Here is a 21,607-nt window from a genome sequence, read left to right on the forward strand (position 1 = left end):
GCAGGCAAGTACAGGCCCGGTCGCCCACACAAGAGGCCCGCCTCGTCGGGTTCGTCGACGCACGGTCTCTGACGATGGCGCGTGGCCTCAGACCACGACGCACGGTCTCTGACGATGACACGTGGCCTCAGACGATGACGAGCATGAGCTCGGCGGGCCGATCGCCGGGGTTCGACAGCTGGTGGGGCACATCGCCCGGTGCCTGCGCGCAGTCCCCAGCATGCAGAGTGGTGCGGCGGTCGATGGTGACGATCTCGATGCTGCCGGCCAGGACGAAGAAGGTCTCGCGGGAGCCGCTGCGGTGGGCGGCGAACGACGCGGTCTCGCTGTGCGGGTCGAGCTTGTAGTGGACGACCTCCATGTTCTCCTGCGGCGCCGGGAGGTCACGTCGCCAGGTGCCCGTACCGTAGGAGGTGTTCGAGGTGATCGCGTCGCTGCGGGTGATGACCACCTCGGGGGCGGCCAGCAGCTCCCCCACGTCGACGCCGAGGGCACGCGAGAGTCCCATCGCGTTGGACACCGAGGTGTCCTGTTCACCGCGTTCGATCTTGGACAGGGCCGCCCGTGAGAGGCCGGCCCGGATCGCGAGTTCGTTGAGAGTGAGGTCGTTGTACTTGCGGCGGGCCCTGATCCGCGCACCGAACACCCGCGCCCCGAGATCCTCTGTCTTCGCCATCGTCACATCATAGTATATTCTTGGATAGTAGATCTACTTCCACCAAAGGAGATTGACGATCATGGCGGCGATGTCGGCTCTCATTCCCATCCTCCTGGCCATCGTCCTGCTGCTGCTCAAGCAGAGTTCGTGGATCGCGGCCCTCGCCGGAGCCGTCGCTGCCGGAATCGTGCTCGCAGTCTTCTACCCCACCCCCGCCTCGGCGCTGGTGGAGGCCGGTGCTGACTACTTCCCGCTCATCCTCGAGGTCGCACTGATCCTCCTCTTCGGCATGACCCTGGCCCGGCTCCTCGAGGCGGCCGGATCGATGACGGAGATCTCAACCTGGGTTGAATCGCTGGCTCCCAGCCGCTCCTTCGGCGTGGCTCTCGTGGTCTTCGGCATCGTGCCCTTCGCCGAATCCGTCACCGGCTTCGGCATCGGGGTCACGATCGGCGTCCCGGTGCTGCGTCATCTCGGCTGCTCGCTGCGCCAGTCGGCGATCCTCGGCCTCCTTGGGCTGATCGCCGTGCCCTGGGGAGCCCTCGGTCCGGGTACCACGGTCGCGGCGGCGCTGGCGAACCTGGACGTCGATGAGCTGGGACTGGCCACCGCCTGGCTCAATGCGATCCCCGTCGTCATCGTCACCATCTCGGTGCTGCTCATCATGCGCCCCGGTCTGGTCTCTGCGCTCGGTGTCATCGCGTCCGCCGGCCTGATGTGGGTCGGCATCCTGGGTGCGAGCTACGTCGTCGGCATGGCTCCGGCCGGGATCATCGGCTCGCTCATCGTCATCGTCGCACTCGGCACCCTCTTCATCCTCCGCGCCCGCCGATCGAGTCTGACCCGCAGCCTCGGACTCGCCGTCCTGCCCTACGCAACCCTGACGATCGGCCTGCTCCTGGCCCGCGCGCTGCACTCCGCCGTGCCCAACCTGCTCACGCAGATCCTCGCCTCTCCCCCGTTCTGGCTGGCGATGGCGTGTGTGATCGCGGCCTTCCGCGTCCCCGCACGGCGCAGCGTGGCCACCTCGGCCTCCCGCTCCTGGCTGCCCATCGGCGCAGGGACGGCGGCGTTCATGTTCATGGGCTGGCTGATGACGACCTCGGGCATGAGCGAGGCGATCGGCTCGCTGCTGCCCGCGGGCCTCGTGCTGCTGACTCCGTGGCTGACGGCAGCCGGGGCCGTGCTCACAGGATCGAACACCGGGGCGAACTCGATGTTCACGGGCACCCTCGACGCCGTCGCCACCTCGTCCCATGTGTCCTCGATGCCGGTCATCGCCGCGGGCAATGCGGCCGGTTCGCTGGCCGCTCTGGCCGCGCCCCCACGCGTGGCGATGGCCGTGCAGATGGCCGATTCCTCGGCCCCCACCTCGGCGAATGACGTCACCTGGGTGCAGGGTCGGGCACTGACCGTGTCCGCACTCAACGCCCTCGCCCTCGGCCTGTGGATCCAGTTCGCGGTCTAGACGCGGATGATCTCGCGCGGGAAGCCGGTGAAGGTGTCGCAGCCGGTGTCGGTGATGAGGATCGACTCGGAGAGCTCGTAGCCGTAGCCGTTCATCCACATGCCGCAGATGAGGTGGAAGGCCATGCCGGCCTCGAGGTACTGGTCGTCCTCCGTCCGGATCGAGATCGTCCGCTCGCCCCAGTCGGGCGGGTAGCCGATGCCGATCGAATAGCCGAGGCGGCTGGGCTTCTCGAGACCCGACAGGGCGAGCACGCGATTCCAGGTACGGGCCAGCTCGGCCGTCGGCACCTCGGGTGCGGCGACCTCGAGCACCGCGGCCAGCGCCTCGGCGACCACACCCTCCAACCGGATCAGCTCCTGCTTCGGGGTGCCGGTGACCGCGGTCCTGGCCAGCGGAACGTGGTAGCGGCGGTGGACGCCGGCGAGCTCGATGCTCACCGCCTCGTCGGCGAGGAACTTCCGCTCCGTCCAGCTCAGATGCGGGGTGTCAGCACTCTCACCGGTGGGCATCAGCGGCACGATCGCCGGGTAGTCGCCGGTCACGCCTCCCCCGCCCTTGGCCTGCGCGGCAGAGATCGCCGAGGCGACCTCGTTCTGCCCGACACCGACGCCGACCGCACCCAGGGCCGCATCCATGGCCGCCGTGGTCACGGTCGCGGCCTTGCGCATGAGGGCCACCTCGGCGGGTGATTTGATGGCTCGGATCCAGTTGACGAGTTCGAAGGAGTCGACCAGCCGCCACTCCGGAACGCCGTTGACGAGCGCCCGGAAGGCGCGCGGGGAGAAGAAGTGGGAGTCCATCTCGACTCCCACCGGTGATGTCGACGCCCGGGCGACCTCCCAGCGTTGGCGCAGCGCGAAGGCGACCCAGTCGAAGGGATGGATATGAGGGCGGTGCACGTAGCGTTCGGGGTAGCCGACGATGTCCTCGGGCGGCAGCCAGGAGGTGTGGGTGGCACCGCGGGCGTCCATATCGCGGGTGAACAGCGTCATCGGTCCCGAGGCGGGCACGAAGAGGAGTTGCGGGGTGTAGAACGACCAGGCGTTGTAGCCGGTCAAATAGTAGATGTTGGCGGGGTCGGTGACGATCAGGGCCGAGAGCCCCTGGTCGACCATGCGATTGCGCACCGAGGCGATTCGCCCCAGGTACTCCTCCGGGGAGAACGCGAGGTCGGCGGCGCCGATCGTGTCGACCTCGCCCGGGGTGGGCTGGACGCGCGCTCTGACTTCCTGTCCCGCCGTGCCCTGTTCGGCTCCGGGGCGCATGCCGTGGACATCGGGCCGATTGTCTTCTGGCGCGTAGAACAGCTCACCCTCATTCATACCTTCAGTGTGGTGATCGCGATCACATCGTGTCAATCACTGCGGCTACGCGTGTTGTCGAGTGTGAGATCGCGAAATTCTGACGAATCCGGAATCAAACATTTTACGATTCGACTGAATCCGCATGACGAGGTGCGCATTCCGACGAATTCCATGTTAGATTGGGTTGAGACCCAAATCACGGAGGTGAAAGATGGCGCAATCGGCGCCGAACGGAGGCAGTTCCCGACTGGGCAACCTCGACGAGAAATCCAAGGCGATCATCGTCGAACTCCAGCATGACGGACGCAGGTCATACTCCGCCATCGGCAAGTCCGTCGGGCTCTCCGAAGCCGCCGTGCGACAGCGGGTCTCCAGGCTCATCGATTCCGGTGTGATGGAGATCGTCGCCGTCACCGATCCGCTGAGCTTGGGCTTCGCCCGACAGGCCATGGTCGGCCTGAAGGTGCGCGGCGATATCTCGAAGGTCGCCGACAGGCTCCACGGCTACGACGAGATCGACTATCTCGTCGTCACCGCTGGGTCGTTCGACATCCTCGTCGAGATCGTATGCGAATCGGATCGACACCTGATCGAATTCGTCAACGAGGAACTCCGCTCCATCGACGCCGTCGTGGACACGGAGCTCTTCATGTACCTCTCACTGGAAAAGCAGAAATACAATTGGGGGACACGATGACAGACAATGTCACGAGGGCTGGCACTCCTTATCAGGATGCCATCCGCAACAACGTGTGGATGCATATGGCTCCGCACCAGTCACTGTTCAATGGTGGAGAGGCGCCGGTCATCGTTCGCGGCGAAGGCCACCACATCTTCGACGACAAGGGCAAGAAGTACCTCGACGGCCTTGCCGGACTGTTCACGGTCCAGGTGGGTCACGGTCGTGAGGAGATCGCCAAGGCGATGTACGACCAGACCCTGAAGCTGCCGTTCATGCCGCTGTGGTCCTTCGCCCACCCGCAGGCCATCGAGGTCTCCGAACGCCTGGCCAGCTTCGCGCCGGGCGATCTCAACCGCGTCTTCCTCACCTCCGGCGGCGGCGACTCCGTGGAGTCGGCGATGAAGCTGGCGAAGAACTACTTCAAGCTCACCGGCAAGCCGGGCAAGCACAAGATCATCTCGCGTGCGACCGCCTACCACGGCACTCCGCACGGGGCACTGTCCGTGACGTCCCTGCCCGGTCTGCGCGAGCAGTTCGCTCCGCTGGTGCCCGGTGCCATGAAGGTCCCGAACACGAACTTCTACCGTTCGCCCGAGCCCTACGCCCACGATGAGAAGGCCTTCGGCCGCTGGGCCGCCGATCGCATCGGCGAAGCCATCGAATTCGAGGGTGCCGATTCGGTTGCCGCCGTTTTCCTCGAGCCGGTGCAGAACTCCGGTGGCTGCTTCCCGCCGCCTCCGGGATACTTCGACCGCGTCCGCGAGATCTGCGACGAGTACGACGTGCTCCTGGTCTCGGACGAGACGATCTGCGCCTATGGTCGCATCGGCGACATGTACGCCTGCAACGACTTCGGCTACGTCCCCGACATCATCACCTCGGCCAAGGGCATCACCTCCGGTTATGCCCCGTTGGGTGCGATGGTCGCCTCGGATCGTCTGTTCGAGCCCTTCGGCCCCGGCGGCGAAGAGACCTTCTACCACGGCTACACCTTCGGCGGGCACCCCGTCGCCTGTGCCGCAGCGATGGCGAACTTCGACGTGTTCGAGTCCGAGAAGCTCAACGATCACGTGCATGAGAATGCTGCGGCGTTCAAGTTCACGCTCGAGAAGCTCAAGGATCTGCCGATCGTCGGCGACGTCCGCGGTGAGGGATTCTTCTACGGCATCGAGCTCGTCAAGGATCGCGACACAAAGGAGTCCTTCACCGAGGAGGAGTCGGAGCGGATCCTCAAGAACTTCGTCTCGGCGAAGATGTACGAGAACGGCCTGTACTGCCGCGCCGACGACCGCGGAGACCCGGTCATCCAGCTCTCGCCCCCGCTGACCGTGGGTCAGGCCGAGTTCGACGAGATGGAGCAGATCATCCGCAGCGTCCTCACCGAGGCCTGGACGATGTTCTGATCCGGCGCTGCTCGGCTCGGCAGCGCTGATTCCGCTCCGGTCTCACGGTACGGGTACGGACTCACGTTGCGCTGCCGAGTGCGTCTTCGACGGCCCCGATTCCTCTCCGAGGAGTCGGGGCCGTTTCGCGTCCGCGCTTAGCAGTCGTGTGCGTCCTTGCGGGCAGCTTCTCCGCGCCTGGCAGCGCATCTGCGCCTAGCAGCTTGCCTGAAGACCCACTGTCATGGACTAGTTCACGTCACTGGGACTTCTGGCAAGCTGGAGCACGCGACTACGTACCAGCGCGCGGCTGCGTGAGCACCGTGCATCGGCACGGCCGCAAGTATGACGCGTGGCGGGGTGGTGCGTAGCCGTGCTCAGCGATCCGAATCGCGCTCGCGCCGGCGCAGCTCCCGTCTGGTCAGCGGCGGCTCCTCCGACGACGATCGCGCCGAGGATGACGTTGATGGCGCTGGTGGCGATTGCCGGCCCACCCGCTCCGCAGTTGGCGGGACCGCCTCGGTGCTGGTGCTGGCCCGTGCTGCCGAGTCTGACGTTGATGGCGCTCGGAACGACTCCGAGCCCGCGTGCTCCCTGGCCGGCGGAACCGCCTCGGCGTCGACAGCCGTCGCGGCCATCACGGCGCCGCCGACGCCGACGGCCGCGAGTTCGTCCTCGGGCAGAGGTTCACGCGGCGGGCGCAGGCCCGAGCGCACCACGAGCACGCCGAGGCCGGTGGTCAGCGGGATCGCGACGACCAGGCCGATCGAGCACACGAGGATGCTCACGACCTCGATCGACATCTCCCCCAGCGTCAGCGTCTCGAAGAACGACTGATCGTAGGCGGAGACGATGATGAGCGTCGTCAGCGCCGATCCGACATAGGCGAAGGTGATCGTGTACACGGTCGAGGCGATATGGTCGCGGCCGATCCGCATCGCGCGGGCGAAGAGCTGCCCGGGCTTGAGGTTCGGGGCCACTGTCGCCAGCTCCCACACCGCCGAGGCCTGGGTGATCGTCACATCGTTGAGCACGCCGAGGCCGGTCACGAGGATCGCGCAGACGATGAGATCGGTCATAGACAGATCCGTGGTGTCCGCGAGCAGGAACCCGTCCTCGGTGTAGGCGATGCCCAGGCTCGCCCACGAGGTCATCCAGGCCCCGAGGACGCCGGTGAGGATGATGCCGAGCACCGTGCCGAACAGAGCCGTCGTCGTCCGCGTCGAGATGCCGTGCGCGAGATAGAGGGCGATGAGCATGATCGCGCTCGCCGAGATCATGGCCACGAGCACCGGGGGTTTGCCGTCGAGGATCGCGGGAAGCATGAACACCAGCAGCACGACTCCGGCGAAGCCGAGGCCGACCAGCGCTCTCAAGCCCCGGAAACCGGCGACGACGAGGACGACGACCCCGTAGATGATCGCCAGGGCGAGGATCGGCACATCGCGGTCATAGTCGATGAAGACGAAGTCCGTACCGGTCTCGGCGCGGTCCGGAGACTCGGTGAAGTCGAGGACCTTGACCACGTCGCCGACGCCGATCCCGGACTTGATCGCATCGGGAGTCACGTACAGGCTTCCCTCGTGGCCGTCGGCTTCGGCCTGGAAGGTCATGCAGTCGGCCTGGAGCATCGGATCCGTCTCACCGGGACCGCAGTCCGAGGCGTCCACCGCGGTGACTCTCGCCTCGGTGTCGGAGACGCCCTCGGCCGAGTTCGTCGTCGGTCCCCCGCCGGGCAGGTCCTTGTCCGGCCCGTCCGGCCACAGCAGGAACAGCCCGACGATCGTGGTCAGGACCAGAGGGACCAGGCACACGATCATGATCAGACGAACCCGAGCAGAGGCCCGAGGTTCGCGGTGGAGCGTCATATGCATGGCGGACCTTCAATCAGTGGCTGATCGAGCTGAGACGTCGACCGATGTTGGTGCTACCCGAGGGCGGCCCAGCCACCTGGCGCCAGGTGGCTGGGCCGCCGTCGGGTAGCAGTGGGAGGGTCAGGCTCCGCCGAGGTGCTCGGCCAGGTAGGCCTCCACCTGGTCGAGGCTGACGCGCTCCTGGCTCATGTCATCACGTTTGCGGATGGTGACCGCGGAGTCCTCGAGGGAGTCGAAGTCGAAGGTGATGCACAGCGGGGTGCCGACCTCGTCCTGTCGGCGGTAACGACGACCGATCGCACCCGCGTCGTCGAAGTCGATGTTCCAGCGCTTGCGCAGCCGGGCGGCGAGCTCCTTGGCCTGCGGGGAGAGCTTCTCGTTCCGGCTCAGAGGCAGCACGGCGGCCTTGACCGGGGCCAGACGCGGATCGAGCTTGAGCACGATGCGCTTGTCCACTCCGCCCTTGGTGTTCGGTGCCTCATCCTCGGTGTAGGCGTCGATGAGGAAGGCCATCATCGACCGGGTGAGGCCGAAGGAGGGTTCGATGACGTACGGGGTATAGCGGTCGCCGCTGGCCTGATCGAAGTACTGCAGCTTCGCCCCCGACAGCTCGGTGTGGGTGCCCAGATCGTAGTCGGTGCGGTTGGCCACGCCCATCAGCTCGCCCCATTCGGAGCCCTGGAAGCCGAACCGGTATTCGACGTCGATGGTGCCCGAAGAGTAGTGGGCACGGTCGTCTTCGGGCACGTCGAGGCGGCGCACGTTGTCCTCGGAGATGCCGAGGTCGATGAACCAGTCCCAGCAGGCTTCGACCCACTGGCGGTAGTAGTCGTCGGCCTCGTCCGGGTGGACGAAGTACTCGATCTCCATCTGCTCGAACTCGCGCGTGCGGAAGATGAAGTTGCCCGGGGTGATCTCGTTGCGGAAGGCCTTGCCGATCTGGCCGATGCCGAACGGCGGCTTCTTCCGGGCTGCGGTGAGCACATTGTTGAAGTTGACGAAGATGCCCTGCGCAGTCTCCGGACGCAGGTAGTGCAGTCCGGATTCGGAGTCGACGGGGCCGAGGAAGGTCTTGACCAGACCGGAGAACTCCTGCGGTTCGGTCCACTGTCCGCGGGTGCCGCAGTCGGGGCAGACGATGTCGCCCATGCCGTTCTCAGGGGCCTTCTTGTTCTTCGCCTCATAGGCCTCGACGAGGTGGTCCTCGCGGTGGCGCTTGTGGCAGTTGAGGCATTCGACGAGCGGATCGACGAAGGTCTCGACGTGACCGGAAGCCTCCCACACCCGCTTGGGCAAGATGATCGAGGAGTCGAGGCCGACGACGTCCTCGCGGCCGCGGACGAAGTTCTGCCACCACTGGGCCTTGATGTTGTCCTTGAGTTCGACCCCCAACGGACCGTAGTCCCATGCCGACCTGGACCCGCCGTAGATCTCTCCGGCCTGGAAGACGAATCCTCTGCGCTTGGCCAACGCGATGACGGCATCCAACTTGGACTGTGCCACGATGTTCTCTCCTTGGGGTAGTTCGCCGACGGCCGGCTGCCGTGGCTCGCACGACAAGCCTATCGGTTATCCGCACCCGGACGGGACCTCGCCGCTATTGTCGGGAGGCGACGGAACTCACACCTTCCCCGAGGGCCCGGAACCACCTCGGCGCGGGTCGAGCATGTAGAATCGAATCACACCCAAACCTTTCTCCGTAATGACGGTTTACAGCGTCTGTCCAAGTCAGAACTTGGATCTCTACGGTTTCGGCCCGGATTGCTCACGATGATTGCACAAGCGGCCGCAGGGTAGATCGCCACTACAGTCATCTGCGATCAAGTGTGTGCCGACGTGAGAGAGAAAACTCATGACCGATGTGTCCACGACCGACGAACCGACCACACCGAAATTCTCCGAGCTGAACCTGCACCCGCTCGTCCTCAAGGCCGTCGAGGCTCAGGGCTACGAGACCCCGACGCCGATCCAGGCGGCGACCATCCCGGCACTGACCGATGGCCGCGACGTCATCGGCCTGGCCCAGACCGGTACCGGCAAGACCGCAGCGTTCGCGCTGCCGGCCCTGTCCCACCTCGCCGAGGCGGGTCGTGCCAACGACGGCCCCTTCGCCCTCGTGCTCACCCCGACCCGTGAGCTCGCGATCCAGGTCGCCGAGGCGTTCACCTCCTATGCGACGAACCTCGACGACTTCTCCGTCCTCCCCATCTACGGCGGACAGTCCTACGGCCCGCAGCTGGCCGGACTCAAGCGCGGAGCCCAGGTCGTCGTCGGTACCCCCGGTCGCGTCATCGACCACCTCAAGAAGGGCTCCCTCAAGCTCGGCAGCCTCCAGCACCTCATCCTCGATGAGGCCGACGAGATGCTCAAGATGGGCTTCGCCGAGGACATCGAGGAGATCTTCAGCCAGTCCGGCGATTCGCGTCAGGTGGCGCTCTTCTCCGCGACCATGCCGACCTCGATCCACCGCCTGACCGGCAAGTACCTCAACAATCCCGAAGAGGTCCGCGTCGCATCGAAGTCGCAGACCGGCGCGAACATCCGCCAGCGCTACTTCATGGTCCAGCACTCCCACAAGCTCGACGCCCTGACCCGCATCCTCGAAGTCGAGGAGTACGAGGGCATCATCATGTTCGTGCGCACCAAGCAGGCGACCGAAGAGCTGGCGGAGAAGCTGCGTGCTCGCGGGTTCAAGGCCTCGGCGATCAACGGCGACATCCCCCAGCAGGCCCGTGAGCGCACGATCGACATGCTCCGCGAAGGCAAGATCGACATCCTCGTCGCCACCGATGTCGCCGCCCGCGGCCTCGACGTCGAGCGCATCTCACTGGTCGTCAACTACGACATTCCGCACGACACCGAGTCCTACGTCCACCGCATCGGCCGGACCGGCCGCGCCGGACGCTCGGGCGAGGCGATCCTCTTCGTCACCCCGCGCGAGCAGCGTCTGCTCGGCTCCATCGAGCGGGCGACGAAGCAGAAGGTCGAACCGCTGACCATGCCCAGCGTCGAACAGCTGACGAACACCCGTGTGGAGAAGTTCACCAAGCGCATCGACGATGTGCTCGCCACGACCGATCTGACCGAGCTCTCCGCGGTCATCGAAGGCTACGAGCTCTCCCGCGACGTTCCTGCAGCGACCGTCGCCGCGGCCCTGGCTTCGCTGGTCCTCGAGTCGAACTCCCTCAAGGCCGAACCGATGCCCGAGCCTGCTCGCGGCAAGCCGGTACGCGACCGCGACGGCGGACGTGATGGCGGCCGCAAGGAGCGCGGACCTCGTCAGCGCGATGAGAACATGACCACCTACCGTCTGGCCGTGGGACGCAATGAGCGCCTGCAGCCCGGCGCCGTCGTCGGTGCCATCGCGAACGAGGGTGGCATCACCTCGAAGCAGATCGGCCACATCGACATCCGGTCGAACCACACCCTGGTCGATCTGCCCAAGGACCTCGATCCCTCCGTGCTGCGCAAGCTCTCACACACCGAGATCCAGGGTCGGCCCATCGACATCCGTCCGGATTCGGGTCGTCCGGGACGCCCGTTCAAGAAGCGCAACTTCGACAAGCAGCCCGGTGATGACCGCAACTTCCGCGGCGATCGCCGAGGCGGCAAGAAGTTCGGTGGCGGCGGACGCGGCGGCAGCGACCGTCCCCGCGACCGCTACTGAGTCCCACACAGGAAGCTCCTCGGGCCTGAACTTGAGCTCGGGTTCCGGTCTGAGGACCGCTCCCTGAGCTTTGGTTCCGGCACGAGATCAACGGCCCCGCAGCATCGCGCTGCGGGGCCGTTGCTGTGCCAGGTTTCTTTCGGCATGCCGGGGTTACCGTGTAGCCATGCCGGGGTTGCTGTCGCCGTGTGTTGGGGCCGTCGCCGTGTGTTGGGGCCGTCGCCGTGTATCGGGGTCGTTGCCGTCGGCGGCGAGCCGACCGCTCAGGCGGTGGGGGTGTCCACGGCCCCGCCGAAGCGACGGTCGCGTCGGGCGTACTCCTCGATGGCCGCCCACAGGGTGCGGCGGTCGACATCGGGCCAGAGCACGTCCTGGAAGACCATCTCGGCATAGGCCGACTGCCAGAGCAGGAAGTTCGAGGTCCGCTGCTCCCCCGATGACCGCAGGAACAGGTCGACGTCGGGGACTTCGGGTGCGTAGAGACGCGATCGCACGGTCTTCTCGCTCACCTTGCCGGGCTTGAGTTTCCCCGCAGCCACCTCGGCGGTGATCTCATTGATCGCGTCGATGATCTCGGACCGACCCCCGTAGTTGACGCAGAACTGGAGGACCAGGCCTGTGTTGTGCTTGGTCATCTCGGCGGCGGTCTCGAGTTCGGAGATGACCGACCGCCACAGCCTGCCGGGGCGTCCTGCCCACACGATGCGGACTCCGAGTTCGTTGAGCTCATCGCGACGGCGCCGGATGACGTCGCGGTTGAACCCCATGAGGAAGCGCACCTCTTCGGGTGAGCGCTTCCAGTTCTCGGTGGAGAACGCATAGGCGGAGAGGTAGTCGACGCCGATCTCGATGGCGCCGTGGATGACATCGAGCAGTGAAGCTTCGCCGGCCTTGTGCCCCTCGGTGCGCGGCAGTCCCCGCTGATTCGCCCAGCGGCCGTTGCCGTCCATGACGATAGCCACATGATCGGGCACGAACTTCTTGTCGATGCGCGGTGCCCGGGCTCCGCTGGGGTGCGCCGGTGGTGCGGGGTAGCTCATGTGCTCTCCAGGACTCTCAACGATCGGATGTTGCGCTCGAGGTGCCACGACACCCAGTCGGAGACGAGCTTGGAGCCGTCCATCTGGTCGTGCAGGTCGGTGGCTTCCGCGCTCTCCCAGTCACCTGAGAGCAGAGCGGCCATGTGCTCGAGCGCATCGGTGTCGGGCAGTGCCGCCCCCGAGGGACGGCAGTTCGTGCAGACGGCTCCGCCGAGGGATGCCGAGAAGGCGCGGTGCGGACCCGGCTGGCCGCACTGGGCGCAGTCGAGCAGGCTCGGCGCCCACCCGGCCACGGACATCGCCCGCAGCAGATACGCGTCGAGGGACAGCCTCGGCGGGTGTTCGCCTTTGCACAGGGAGCGGATCGCGGAGACGAGGAGGAGGAAATGGGTCCGGGTGTGGGTCTCGACTTCGGTGATGCCGGCGGCGGTCTCGGCCATCACCGAGGCGGCCGAGTAGGCATCGTAGTCGGCTCCGAGTCCGGCGGCGAAGGGTTCGACGAGTTCGACCTGGGTGACGATGTCGAGGCTGCGGCCGACGTGGCACTGCAGGTCGACGAGCATGAAGGGTTCGAGGCGGGAGCCGAATCGTGACTTCGTGCGGCGGATTCCCTTCGCGACGGCGCGGATGAGACCGTGGCTGCGGGTGAGCACGGTGACGATGCGGTCGGCCTCGCCGAGCTTGTGCCCCTGGAGCACGATGCCTTCATCACGGTAGTTGTGCACCCGGCCATTATCGCAGAGTGCCGTGTGGATTCGGCGGTGCCGCACGCGCTCACCCGTGTGAGATTGCCCCACACACGAACTGACCTCGCTGTGCACGCCCGGTTCCCGGGGCGCACAGCGAGGTCAGCGAATGTCAGTCAGCGAGCGACGTCAGCGGACGAAGTCTGCGAGCGACGTCAGCAAAACGTGATCAGCGGTCGCGGTCCCGGTCGCGATCCCGGGCGGCGCGGTTGACCGCGGAGATCACGGCCTTGAGCGAGGCCTTCGTGATGTTCGGGTGCAGGCCCGCTCCCCACACCACACGATCCTCGACGGCGAGTTCGACATAGGCCGCGGCCATCGTGTCGGCACCGGAGCCGATCGCGTGCTCGGTGTAGTCCTGGAGTCGGATGTCGACGTCGAAGTTCTCGACGAGGATCTTCACCAGCGCATCGATCGGTCCCTTGCCGTGGCCTTCGTAGCTGCGCTCCTGACCGTCGACGATGAGATCGACCTCGACGCGTTCGGCCGAGCCGGAGTCATCGACCGTGCCCGAATCGGTGCGCAGGCCCACGATCTGGAACCGGCCCCAGGTGTTGTCCTCATCATCGCTGGGCAGGTACTCGTAGTTGAAGATCTTGCGGATCTCTTCGGCGTTGACCTCGCCACCGCCCTCGGTGTGCATCTGCACGGCGCGGGAGAATTCGACCTGCATCCGACGCGGCAGATCGAGACCGTACTCGCTCTTGAGCAGGTAGGTGACGCCGCCCTTGCCGGACTGGGAGTTCACACGGATGATCGCCTCGTAGGAGCGGCCCAGGTCCTTCGGGTCGACCGGCAGGTAGGGCATATCCCATTCCATCAGGTCAACGGGCGTGCCCTGGGCGTTCGCCTTCTTCTCCCGATCGGCGAAGGCCTTGTTGATCGCGTCCTGGTGCGAACCGGAGAACGAGGTGAAGACGAGGTCGCCGCCGTAGGGGTGGCGTTCGTGGACACCGATCTGGTTGCATTCGGTAACGGTGTGGATGACTTCGTCGATGTCGGAGAAGTCGAGTTCGGGGTCGACGCCCTGGGTGTAGAGGTTGAGTGCGACGGTGACCAGGTCGAGGTTGCCGGTGCGCTCACCGTTGCCGAACAGGCAGCCTTCGATGCGGTCGGCGCCGGCCATGATGCCCAGCTCCGCGGCGGCGACACCGGTGCCCCGGTCGTTGTGCGGGTGCAGGGACACGGCCACCTCGTCGCGGTAGGGCATGTTCCGGCAGAACCATTCGATCTGGTCAGCGTAGGTGTTCGGGGTGCCCCGCTCCACGGTGGCGGGCAGGTTGACCACGGTCTCGCGACCGGAGGCCGGCTGCCACATGTCGAGCACGGAGCCGACGATGTCGAGGGCGAACTCGGGTTCGGTGTCGACGAAGATCTCCGGTGAGTACTGGTAGCCGAAGTCGGCATCGCCGAGCAGCGACTCGGCATGCTTCATCACTGCCTGGGTGCCGCGGGTGGCGATCTCACGGGTCTGATCGAAGCCGTCGCCGTCGAAGCCGAAGACGACCTTGCGGAAGACCGGCGCGGTCGCGTTGTAGAGGTGCACGGTGGGCATCTTGGCCCCGACGAGGGATTCGACGGTGCGTTCGATGAGGTCCTCGCGGGCCTGGGTGAGCACCGAGATCCTGACATCGTCGGGGATCGCGTCCTGTTCGATGATCTCGCGGACGAAGTCGAAGTCGACCTGGCTGGCGGCGGGGAATCCGACCTCGATCTCCTTGAAGCCGAGCTTGACGAGGAGATCGAACATCTTGCGTTTGCGGTCCGGGGTCATCGGGTCGATGAGCGCCTGGTTGCCGTCGCGCAGATCCGTGCTCAGCCACCTGGGGGCCTTGCGGATGAGCTGATCGGGCCAGGTGCGGTCGCGCATATCGAGGGCGATGCGATCCTGGAAGGACTTGTACTTATCGAACGGCATCGGGGACGGCTTCTGCAGTTTCATTGTTCCTCAATCTCTATGTTCGTACGCTTTCACAGCATAGAAGACTCCGCGACGAGTGTGCTGTCCGATCAGGACTCGTCGCGGCAAGGAAGGAGAAGCAACCTGTGAGCCACGTGTTCACCGTAGACCCGTTGGCGTCGCCTCTCGACCTTCTGTCCACATCCTAAGATCGCCGAGGCGGCCCGACCGTCCGGAGCGACCCCACAGTCAGGCCCGCGCCGAGGCGGTCCGCCCCGAGCTGCCGACGCTCAGTCGAGGAAGTCGACCGAGGCTCGGCGGACGGTGAATCCGATTCCGGAGTCATCGGATTTGCAGGTCATTCCCTCCTCGGTGGAGGTGCAGGTCATGCCCTGTGCGGTGATCGATTCGCCGTAGCCGAGGACTCGTGCGGGTCCGTTCGACGACGGTGCCTCGACGCAGGAGAAGCCGGCCCCTTCATTGTTCGCGACGACGATGGCGCCCCATTCGTCCAGCTGGCAGTCATCGGGCTTCTCCGGCGGGCTGTAGTCGTAGTCCTTGATTACGCAGCGCGCGCGTTCGGAGTCGATGGTGCAGGCGATGTTGCCCGAGGGCGATGCGAAGGTCTCCTCGGCCACGGGTGCCTCGGAGCTCTCGGTCGGATCGCTGCTCGGTTCGGAGCCGAGTCCGCCGCTGGGTTCCTGGCTCGGTGCGCTGCTGGTGGTCTCGTCATTTCCCTGGACCGAATCCCAGGCGATGTAGCCGACGATGCCCACGGCCAGAATCAAGGCGATGGCGGCGAGCACCCACAGCCAGGCGGGCACCTTCTTCGTCTCCGGTTCCCGTCGGTAAGGGCCACCCGGACCGCCGGGGCCACCGTGGCCGCCCGGCCCGTAGGGTCCTCCGGGTCCGCTTGGTCCGCCGGGGCCACCGGGTCCGACCGGCTGTCCGGGTCCGGCTCCCGCATAGGCGGCGGCAAATGTTCCACCGCCGGGATGTCCGCTGCCCGGGTAGGCTCCGGCAGGCGGGCCTCCGACCGAGGGCTGGCTGCCTCCGGGATGGGAATAGCTTCCCTGGCGGTCGGCAGCGCCGACCGACCCGTAGACCGGGGGTCCCGACTGCGGCCGGCCGGACTGCGGCCGCCCGGACTGGGGCTGCCCCGCATGCGCAGTGGAATCGTCCACGTGGCCGGGCGCACCGAAGTCGGATCCCCAGGGTGCTGGCTGCGGGTTCCACTGTTTGGGCGCCGAGGCGGACTCCGCCTCGGCGAGGTCTTCGGAACTGGCCTTGCGCGGCTTTCCGCCGGAGTCGACCGGGCCCGCCTCCTCGGCGGCACCGTATCCGCCGGCGGCGGCGAGCTGCCGGAGTTCCTCGAGGCTGAGAACCTCGGTGGCTTCGGCTCCGTCGGAGGCGACCATCGATCGCAGTCGTTCCAGCTCCTCGGAGCTGAGTGCTTGGGTCGATCCATCCGCTGTCGCCGATTTGTCCTGGCCGATGAACAACTGCGTTGTGATCGAATCCGGAGACTCCTCGGCCGGTTTCCGACGCCCGGGGCGCGGAGGATGGTTCGGCACGGGTGGAATGCTCATGGGGTCATTTTCGCACAGTCAATACCGTGAGGTTCTCAAGGTTCGTGAGATGATGGCCTCATGCTCAGTGGAGGAACCAAGCGTGCGAGGAGCCTTGCTCTCGCCGTCCTCGCTCTTCCCCTCACTCTGACTCTGACCTCGTGCGCGACCAGCGCCGGAAGCTCCGATGAGGACTCCTCGGGACTCCACGCCACCTCGGTCGCCGGGCCGGCGCAGCAGTCGAGCTACGGTGATTTCGCTGCTCCCGCGCAGAGCGTTCCGGCCACGGGCAATGCTGAGAACGCCGAGGATGCCGGGAGTTCGGCATCCACCGGACCGGCCCATTCGGTATCCGTTCCCGGGCTCGGCTCCGAATTCTCGGCGCAGATCCCGGAGGAGACGTCCCAGGTCATCGTCACCAGCTCCCCCGATGCGAAGTCGGATTCCGGGACCCTGAGCTTCTACGAGTTCACCGACGAGAAGTGGAAGAAGCTCAAGACCTTCGATACCCACAACGGCAGCAACGGCTGGCTGGCCGATCGCCGCGAGGGCGACAAGACCACACCGATCGGTGTCTTCACCCTCAGCGATGCCGGCGGGTACAAGGCCGATCCGGGCACCAAGCTGCCGTACACGCAGGATGACCGGCTGCCGTCCTCGGCGAATGTCGCCTATGGTGCCGATTACGAATCGGTCTTCGACTACATCATCGCCATCGACTACAACCGCGCGACCGGCAAGGCACCGACCGATAAGACTCGGCCGATGGGCTGGGACAAAGGCGGCGGCATCTGGCTCCACCTCGACCACGACTCGGGCACCAACGGCTGCGTGACGCTCAAGGAGAAGGATCTCAAGTGGATCCTTGAGAACATCGATCCCGAGGCCCATCCGCGCATCGCCATGGGTCCCGAGGCCGAGCTGAAGAAGTAGGTCCGGCCAAGTGCGTCCCCTCATCATCTCGCTCGTGCAGTCGATCAACGGCTCCTATGCGCAGGACGGATGGTCGACGGGGGTGTCCACGGATGCTGATTTCGCGTACTTCCGATCCCTGCGCCGAGGTGCGAGTGCGATCATCGTCGACCGTCGCACGGCGCTCAATCCGCAGCTGCCCGTCATCAATGCTCCCGGCAAGGCGCTCGAGCACACCCCGGTGCACGTGCTCACCGAATCCGATGCGACGTCGCTGCAGCGCGAGCTTACCGAGCTCGGGCTCGACTACCGTGTTCAGCATTTCACCCCCGCCACCGTCGCCGAGGTGCTCGCCGGGATCCCGACGGCTCCGTCCCCCGCATCACGGCAGGCGAATTCTGTGGGCAGTGGGACCGATGTCGATGAGGATGCACTGCTGTGCGAGTCGGGACCGAATCTCGCCTTCCGCCTCCTCGACGCCTACCCCGCCGCCGAGCTGCATCTGAGCCTCAGCCCCCGCTACATCCGGAGTTCCGGCAGCCACTTCTCTCGGCTCGAGACCGAGATCGACCTCCGCGTCATCGACGTGCGCACTATCGACGATCAGGTCTTCATCCGCTACGTGAAGGCCTGAGCGAGAGCTGACCCGGTCAGGGCGGCGTCGGTGAGGCCGCCGATCCGCTCAGGACGATCTCGGTGACACCGCCGAAACTCAGCGATGCCGCCTACTCGGGTGAGATCTCGGTGCTCAGCTCGGCGTCACCGGGGCTGCTGAAGATTCGGGCAGCGGCCGCGGCCACCTCGGTGATGCCGATCGTCTCGACTCCCCCGGACAGGTCGTTGCGGTCGTCGCCGTCGATGGGGGCCATGACCCGCAGTTCGCGGAAGTCGACGGTGTCCGTCTCCGCCTCGGCGACCCGCAGCAGCATGTTCTGGGCGGCCCCGAAGACGCTGATCGCCCCCGATCCGACGCAGGCCTCGACGCTGGCGACCCCGTTGAGAGCGAGGTGGACGATCTGTGCGCTGCCCGCCTCGGACAGCAGCTTCGACACCGCGCACGCGGCGAAGTGCCCACGCAGATAGGATCTGTAGTCCGAATCTAAGGACTCGATCCCCCGCTCGAGCATGGGCTCGTCGACGTACCAACCGCCGACCGCGGCGATCACCGCGTCGACGGCGGGACCGGACTGAGCCCGAACCGCCTCGGCGGCTCCTTCCGGATCGTCGACCCAATCAGGCAGGACGATCGGGTCAAAGGGCACCGCACCGTCCGCCTGCGAGCGCACGATGCCGCTGATGCGATGACCGCCGAACTGCTCGTCGCCGAGGTGCTTCGCCAATGCGCTGCCCACGTGCCCGGAAGCACCGAAGATGAGGATGTGCATGCTCCAGAGTCTAGGGCCCATGAGTCGATATGCCCCATGGGCCCCGTTCCCGGTTCCCGACTATGTCGCGAAGACGACTAGCCCGCGTAGACCTTGACCCCTTCACCCTTCTTGTACGTCATGTACCCGTGTTCGAAGTTCTGGCGGGTCTTGCCCTTGGAGGCGAACTCGCCGCTCGTCGGCAGTCCCAGACTGCTGCGCTCCCAGCCCAGGCTCTTCCATTTGGTGAGCATCCCGTGGCTGAGCGGCTGCCCCTTGGTCTTCGAGGACCAGGTGATCATCCCCGAGGCGAAGTTCTGATAGGCGGCGTTGTCGCGGTACTTGAACTTCTTCTCGTCGCTCTTTGGGAATCCCAGAACGCCCTTCTCATACTTCACGGCCTTGTACGCGGTGCGGATCCCGCCTTTGTTCAGGTGTGCCCCGGTCGGTGAGGACCAGTAGACGGTCCCCTTCGCGAAGTGCTGATAGGCGCCGTTGGGATTCTTCAGCGCCTTCTCGGTGCCACGGGCTTCCCCGGTCGACTTTGAGTTCGCTCGGAAATACGTGCCGATGGCTCCCTTGACGGGATAGCCTCCGACCTTCGACTGCATCGACTTCGCCCCGGACCGGATCGACCCGAGCTTGCCGTAGAACGCGGTGCCCGGGCACTCCGTGTAGCTCGTGTCCCGGTGCCCGGAGACGACGTTGAGACTGACCTTCTTCCCTTCGGGGTACCGGCTCGTCGCTCCCCCGCCCGAAGTCAGGGTCATCTTCCCCGTCGGGTTGAAGGAGTACTGGTTGGCCTTCCACGCCACGAGGCGTTTGACCGAGTTCTGGGCGGCGGTTGCCGGGGCCGATCCTGTGAAGGTGCCCATCACGCTGATGCCGAGAGTGTAGGAGTTGAACCCCGAGGCGTGGGCCCCGGTGATCGAGAGGTCGATGCTGCCGGCTCGTCCTTCGTAGATGGTGCCGTACTTGTCGACGAGGAAGTTGTACCCGAGGTCGCACCAGCCGCGTTCCTTCGTGTGATAGGCGAGGTAGCCGCGGATGATGCCCGGAGCCTGCGCCTTCGTGTACGAGTTCGAACCCGCGGTGTGGTGGATGAAGATGCCCTTGGTCGTCGAGGTCTTGTCCGTCTCACAGCGGACGAGCTTCTCATCGGCGCCCCATTCCTTGCGGGTGACGATGTTCGCCCCCAGCTCTTGGTGGGCGACCTGTGCCGAGATCCCCGAGGAGGGCGCCGAGGCGGCCGTTCCCGTCTTCTTCGCCAGCGCGGTGTCGGCGGTGGTCACCGGAGAGACCACGTTCGTGATCTCGAGGTCGGTGGTGTCCTTCTCGTCACCGGAGGTGCGCACCTCGGCGGCGGTGGCATCGAGGATCGGCACGGCCTCTGAATGGCCGTCGGCGGCGGCAGCGGGAATCTGTCCGGCCTCGGCCGAAGCCGGATCGGGTCCGCCCTCGTCATCGGCGGCCAGCTCTTCCCATTTCGACCATCCGGAGCCGTCCTTGTACCGGATCTCGATGCCGGGGTCATCGCCCTGCCAGCTCGCACCGAGGATGTTGACCTCGTCCGCATCGAGCGAGATGGCCTTGACCTGCGAGGGCTTCGCCGCGAAGGTCTTCGTCGTGGTGCCGTCGTTGCGCGAGACCTGCGGCGACGCACCCTTCGAGGAGTCCGTGGAGTCCGAATCCTTGGAGGCGGCATCCTTCCCGTCCGACTGGGAGGGTTCGGCCCCGGAAGGCTCGGAGGACTCCCCCGACTCCGACCCTGAGTCCTTGAGCCCGGGCTCAGACCCGGACTCGGATGACTGGGAAGGCCCTGCTCCCAGCCCCGGGGAGTCCGTCTCGGTCGCGGCGAGCGCGGGGGCGGTCAGACTCGTCGCTGCGAGGATTCCGGCGAAAGCCAGTGCGGACAGCTGTGTTCGTTTCATCGATTCCGGTTCCTTTGCGGTGTGCTCGACGCAGAGTCCGTGATCATCGATCGTCGAACCCCCTGTGCTGTCGCTCATACTATTGAGAATCCGCGCGTTCGTGAAGAGAACTCGCAGATCTTGTCCAGAGAATTCTCAACCCGGACACCGGGGGCCAGTCGCCGGTCCTGAGCGATCCGAGCGATAGTGTGCTGGTACGACACGACTGACTCGAACCCGAAGGACCCATGGCCGATCACAGCGAACTCACCCGGCTGGAACGCTTCCTCGATCGCTTCGCCAACCGGTACCTCGGTCGGGTTCCCGCAGGAGTCCAGGAGTTCCTCGCCTTCGGCATCAAACAGGCCTGGGCCTGCCTGTTCGGGGCGCTCATGCTCGCAGCCATCATCGCCACCGCCTGGTTCTACCCCGCTGATGCAGGGCTGGCCCGCAACGATCTCCTCGTCATCCTCGCCGTGATCATCCAGATCGGCATGCTCGCGCTGCGTCTGGAGACCGGGCGCGAGGTGATCGTCATCATCGTCTTCCACCTCGTCGGCACCGGGATGGAGCTGTTCAAGACCGCGGTCGGTTCGTGGAACTACGCACCCGGGGGCGTCCTGCACATCGGCGCGGTCCCCCTGTTCACGGGGTTCATGTATGCGGCCGTGGGATCCTATCTCGTCCGCGTCTACCGACTCTTCGACCTCAGGTTCACCCATTACCCGCCGAGGTGGCTCACCGTCATCATCGCCGCCGCCATCTACCTCAACTTCTTCACTCACCATTTCGTCCTCGACGCCCGCTACGTCCTCGTGGCGGCAGTGGGCATCGTCTTCCTCCGCTGTCGCATGCACTTCCACGTCCACCGGCGCACCCTGCGGATGCCGGTGCTGCTGGCATTCGTCCTCGTGGCCTTCTTCATCTGGATCGCGGAGAACATCGGGACGGCGACGGGCGCCTGGCTGTATCCGAGCCAGACCGAGAGCTGGCACCTGGTGCCGCTGACGAAGCTCGTGGCCTGGTTCCTGCTGATGATGATCTCAGTCGTCCTCGTCACCCTCGTCTATCCGCCCAAACGCCCCACCGACGCCGACGCCTCCTGATACTGTGAACTCACATACCTGCA

At 65.8% G+C, this 21,607-nt stretch carries 17 protein-coding genes; 7 read left to right on the forward strand and 10 right to left on the reverse strand.

The features are described 5' to 3' along the window. Positions 1 to 127: 127 nt before the first annotated feature. Entirely contained in the window at positions 128 to 676 is a 549-nt protein-coding gene (locus CV023_RS04320) for a helix-turn-helix domain-containing protein (RefSeq protein WP_230744216.1), read from the reverse strand. A gap of 61 nt (positions 677 to 737) precedes the next feature. On the opposite strand from CV023_RS04320, the gene CV023_RS04325 reads away from it, so the two are divergent. After that, positions 738 to 2,126: an L-lactate permease gene (locus tag CV023_RS04325; RefSeq protein WP_230744217.1), complete on the forward strand. Its 1,389-nt coding sequence runs from the start codon at positions 738 to 740 to the stop codon at positions 2,124 to 2,126. On the opposite strand, the gene CV023_RS04330 is transcribed toward CV023_RS04325, so the two are convergent. Next, the gene (locus CV023_RS04330; protein ID WP_230744218.1) at positions 2,123 to 3,451 is read right to left on the reverse strand and encodes a M24 family metallopeptidase; all 1,329 of its coding nucleotides are present in this window, start codon (positions 3,449 to 3,451) and stop codon (positions 2,123 to 2,125) included. The two genes, CV023_RS04325 and CV023_RS04330, sit on opposite strands and share 4 nt — an antisense overlap. A 193-nt stretch (positions 3,452 to 3,644) precedes the next feature. Here CV023_RS04330 and CV023_RS04335 point away from each other — a divergent pair, with 193 nt between their 5' ends. Together CV023_RS04335 and CV023_RS04340 are read left to right on the forward strand one after the other, a co-directional pair. Then, on the forward strand, positions 3,645 to 4,130 hold the full coding sequence (locus tag CV023_RS04335; protein ID WP_230744219.1) for an Lrp/AsnC family transcriptional regulator: 486 nt from the start codon (positions 3,645 to 3,647) through the stop codon (positions 4,128 to 4,130). Further along, on the forward strand, positions 4,127 to 5,518 hold the full coding sequence (locus tag CV023_RS04340) for an aspartate aminotransferase family protein (protein WP_230744220.1): 1,392 nt from the start codon (positions 4,127 to 4,129) through the stop codon (positions 5,516 to 5,518). The genes CV023_RS04335 and CV023_RS04340 overlap by 4 nt, the downstream gene beginning before the upstream one ends. Before the next feature lie 356 nt (positions 5,519 to 5,874). Here the strand turns inward: CV023_RS04340 and CV023_RS04345 are convergent, their stop codons facing one another. Together CV023_RS04345 and CV023_RS04350 are read right to left on the reverse strand one after the other, a co-directional pair. Then, positions 5,875 to 7,371 carry a YibE/F family protein gene (locus CV023_RS04345; protein WP_230744221.1) on the reverse strand — a complete coding sequence of 499 codons (1,497 nt, stop codon included), beginning with the start codon at positions 7,369 to 7,371 and terminating at the stop codon, positions 5,875 to 5,877. Between the two features lie 120 nt (positions 7,372 to 7,491). Further along, the gene (locus CV023_RS04350) at positions 7,492 to 8,877 is read right to left on the reverse strand and encodes a glycine--tRNA ligase (protein ID WP_230744398.1); all 1,386 of its coding nucleotides are present in this window, start codon (positions 8,875 to 8,877) and stop codon (positions 7,492 to 7,494) included. A 346-nt stretch (positions 8,878 to 9,223) separates the two neighbouring features. Between CV023_RS04350 and CV023_RS04355 the strand changes: the two genes are divergently transcribed. Next, on the forward strand, positions 9,224 to 11,038 hold the full coding sequence (locus CV023_RS04355) for a DEAD/DEAH box helicase (RefSeq protein ID WP_230744222.1): 1,815 nt from the start codon (positions 9,224 to 9,226) through the stop codon (positions 11,036 to 11,038). 263 nt (positions 11,039 to 11,301) lie between these two features. Here the strand turns inward: CV023_RS04355 and CV023_RS04360 are convergent, their stop codons facing one another. From CV023_RS04360 to CV023_RS04375, 4 genes are all read right to left on the reverse strand, one after another. Further along, a complete protein-coding gene (locus CV023_RS04360) occupies positions 11,302 to 12,078 on the reverse strand; it encodes an isoprenyl transferase (RefSeq protein ID WP_230744223.1) in 777 nt (258 codons plus the stop codon). Then, the gene (gene recO / locus CV023_RS04365) at positions 12,075 to 12,803 is read right to left on the reverse strand and encodes a DNA repair protein RecO (RefSeq protein WP_230744224.1); all 729 of its coding nucleotides are present in this window, start codon (positions 12,801 to 12,803) and stop codon (positions 12,075 to 12,077) included. The genes CV023_RS04360 and recO overlap by 4 nt, the downstream gene beginning before the upstream one ends. Before the next feature lie 190 nt (positions 12,804 to 12,993). Continuing rightward, entirely contained in the window at positions 12,994 to 14,766 is a 1,773-nt protein-coding gene (gene leuA / locus CV023_RS04370; protein ID WP_230744225.1) for a 2-isopropylmalate synthase, read from the reverse strand. Positions 14,767 to 15,014: 248 nt separating this feature from the next. Continuing rightward, positions 15,015 to 16,313: a DUF6636 domain-containing protein gene (locus tag CV023_RS04375; protein WP_230744226.1), complete on the reverse strand. Its 1,299-nt coding sequence runs from the start codon at positions 16,311 to 16,313 to the stop codon at positions 15,015 to 15,017. Positions 16,314 to 16,373: 60 nt separating this feature from the next. On the opposite strand from CV023_RS04375, the gene CV023_RS04380 reads away from it, so the two are divergent. Both CV023_RS04380 and CV023_RS04385 read left to right on the forward strand, forming a co-directional pair. Next, on the forward strand, positions 16,374 to 17,225 hold the full coding sequence (locus CV023_RS04380; RefSeq protein WP_230744227.1) for a L,D-transpeptidase family protein: 852 nt from the start codon (positions 16,374 to 16,376) through the stop codon (positions 17,223 to 17,225). A gap of 10 nt (positions 17,226 to 17,235) precedes the next feature. Next, on the forward strand, positions 17,236 to 17,838 hold the full coding sequence (locus CV023_RS04385; protein ID WP_230744228.1) for a hypothetical protein: 603 nt from the start codon (positions 17,236 to 17,238) through the stop codon (positions 17,836 to 17,838). A gap of 91 nt (positions 17,839 to 17,929) precedes the next feature. Here the strand turns inward: CV023_RS04385 and CV023_RS04390 are convergent, their stop codons facing one another. Both CV023_RS04390 and CV023_RS04395 read right to left on the reverse strand, forming a co-directional pair. Continuing rightward, positions 17,930 to 18,589 (reverse strand): NAD(P)-dependent oxidoreductase, encoded by a 660-nt coding sequence (locus CV023_RS04390; protein ID WP_230744229.1) that lies wholly within the window; start codon positions 18,587 to 18,589, stop codon positions 17,930 to 17,932. 77 nt (positions 18,590 to 18,666) lie between these two features. Then, a complete protein-coding gene (locus CV023_RS04395; RefSeq protein WP_230744230.1) occupies positions 18,667 to 20,577 on the reverse strand; it encodes an N-acetylmuramoyl-L-alanine amidase in 1,911 nt (636 codons plus the stop codon). A gap of 149 nt (positions 20,578 to 20,726) precedes the next feature. On the opposite strand from CV023_RS04395, the gene CV023_RS04400 reads away from it, so the two are divergent. Continuing rightward, on the forward strand, positions 20,727 to 21,584 hold the full coding sequence (locus CV023_RS04400) for a DUF817 domain-containing protein (protein ID WP_230744231.1): 858 nt from the start codon (positions 20,727 to 20,729) through the stop codon (positions 21,582 to 21,584). Positions 21,585 to 21,607: the final 23 nt, after the last annotated feature.

It is taken from the genome of Brevibacterium sp. CCUG 69071 (genome assembly GCF_021023135.1).
Taxonomy (GTDB): Bacteria; Actinomycetota; Actinomycetes; order Actinomycetales; family Brevibacteriaceae; genus Brevibacterium.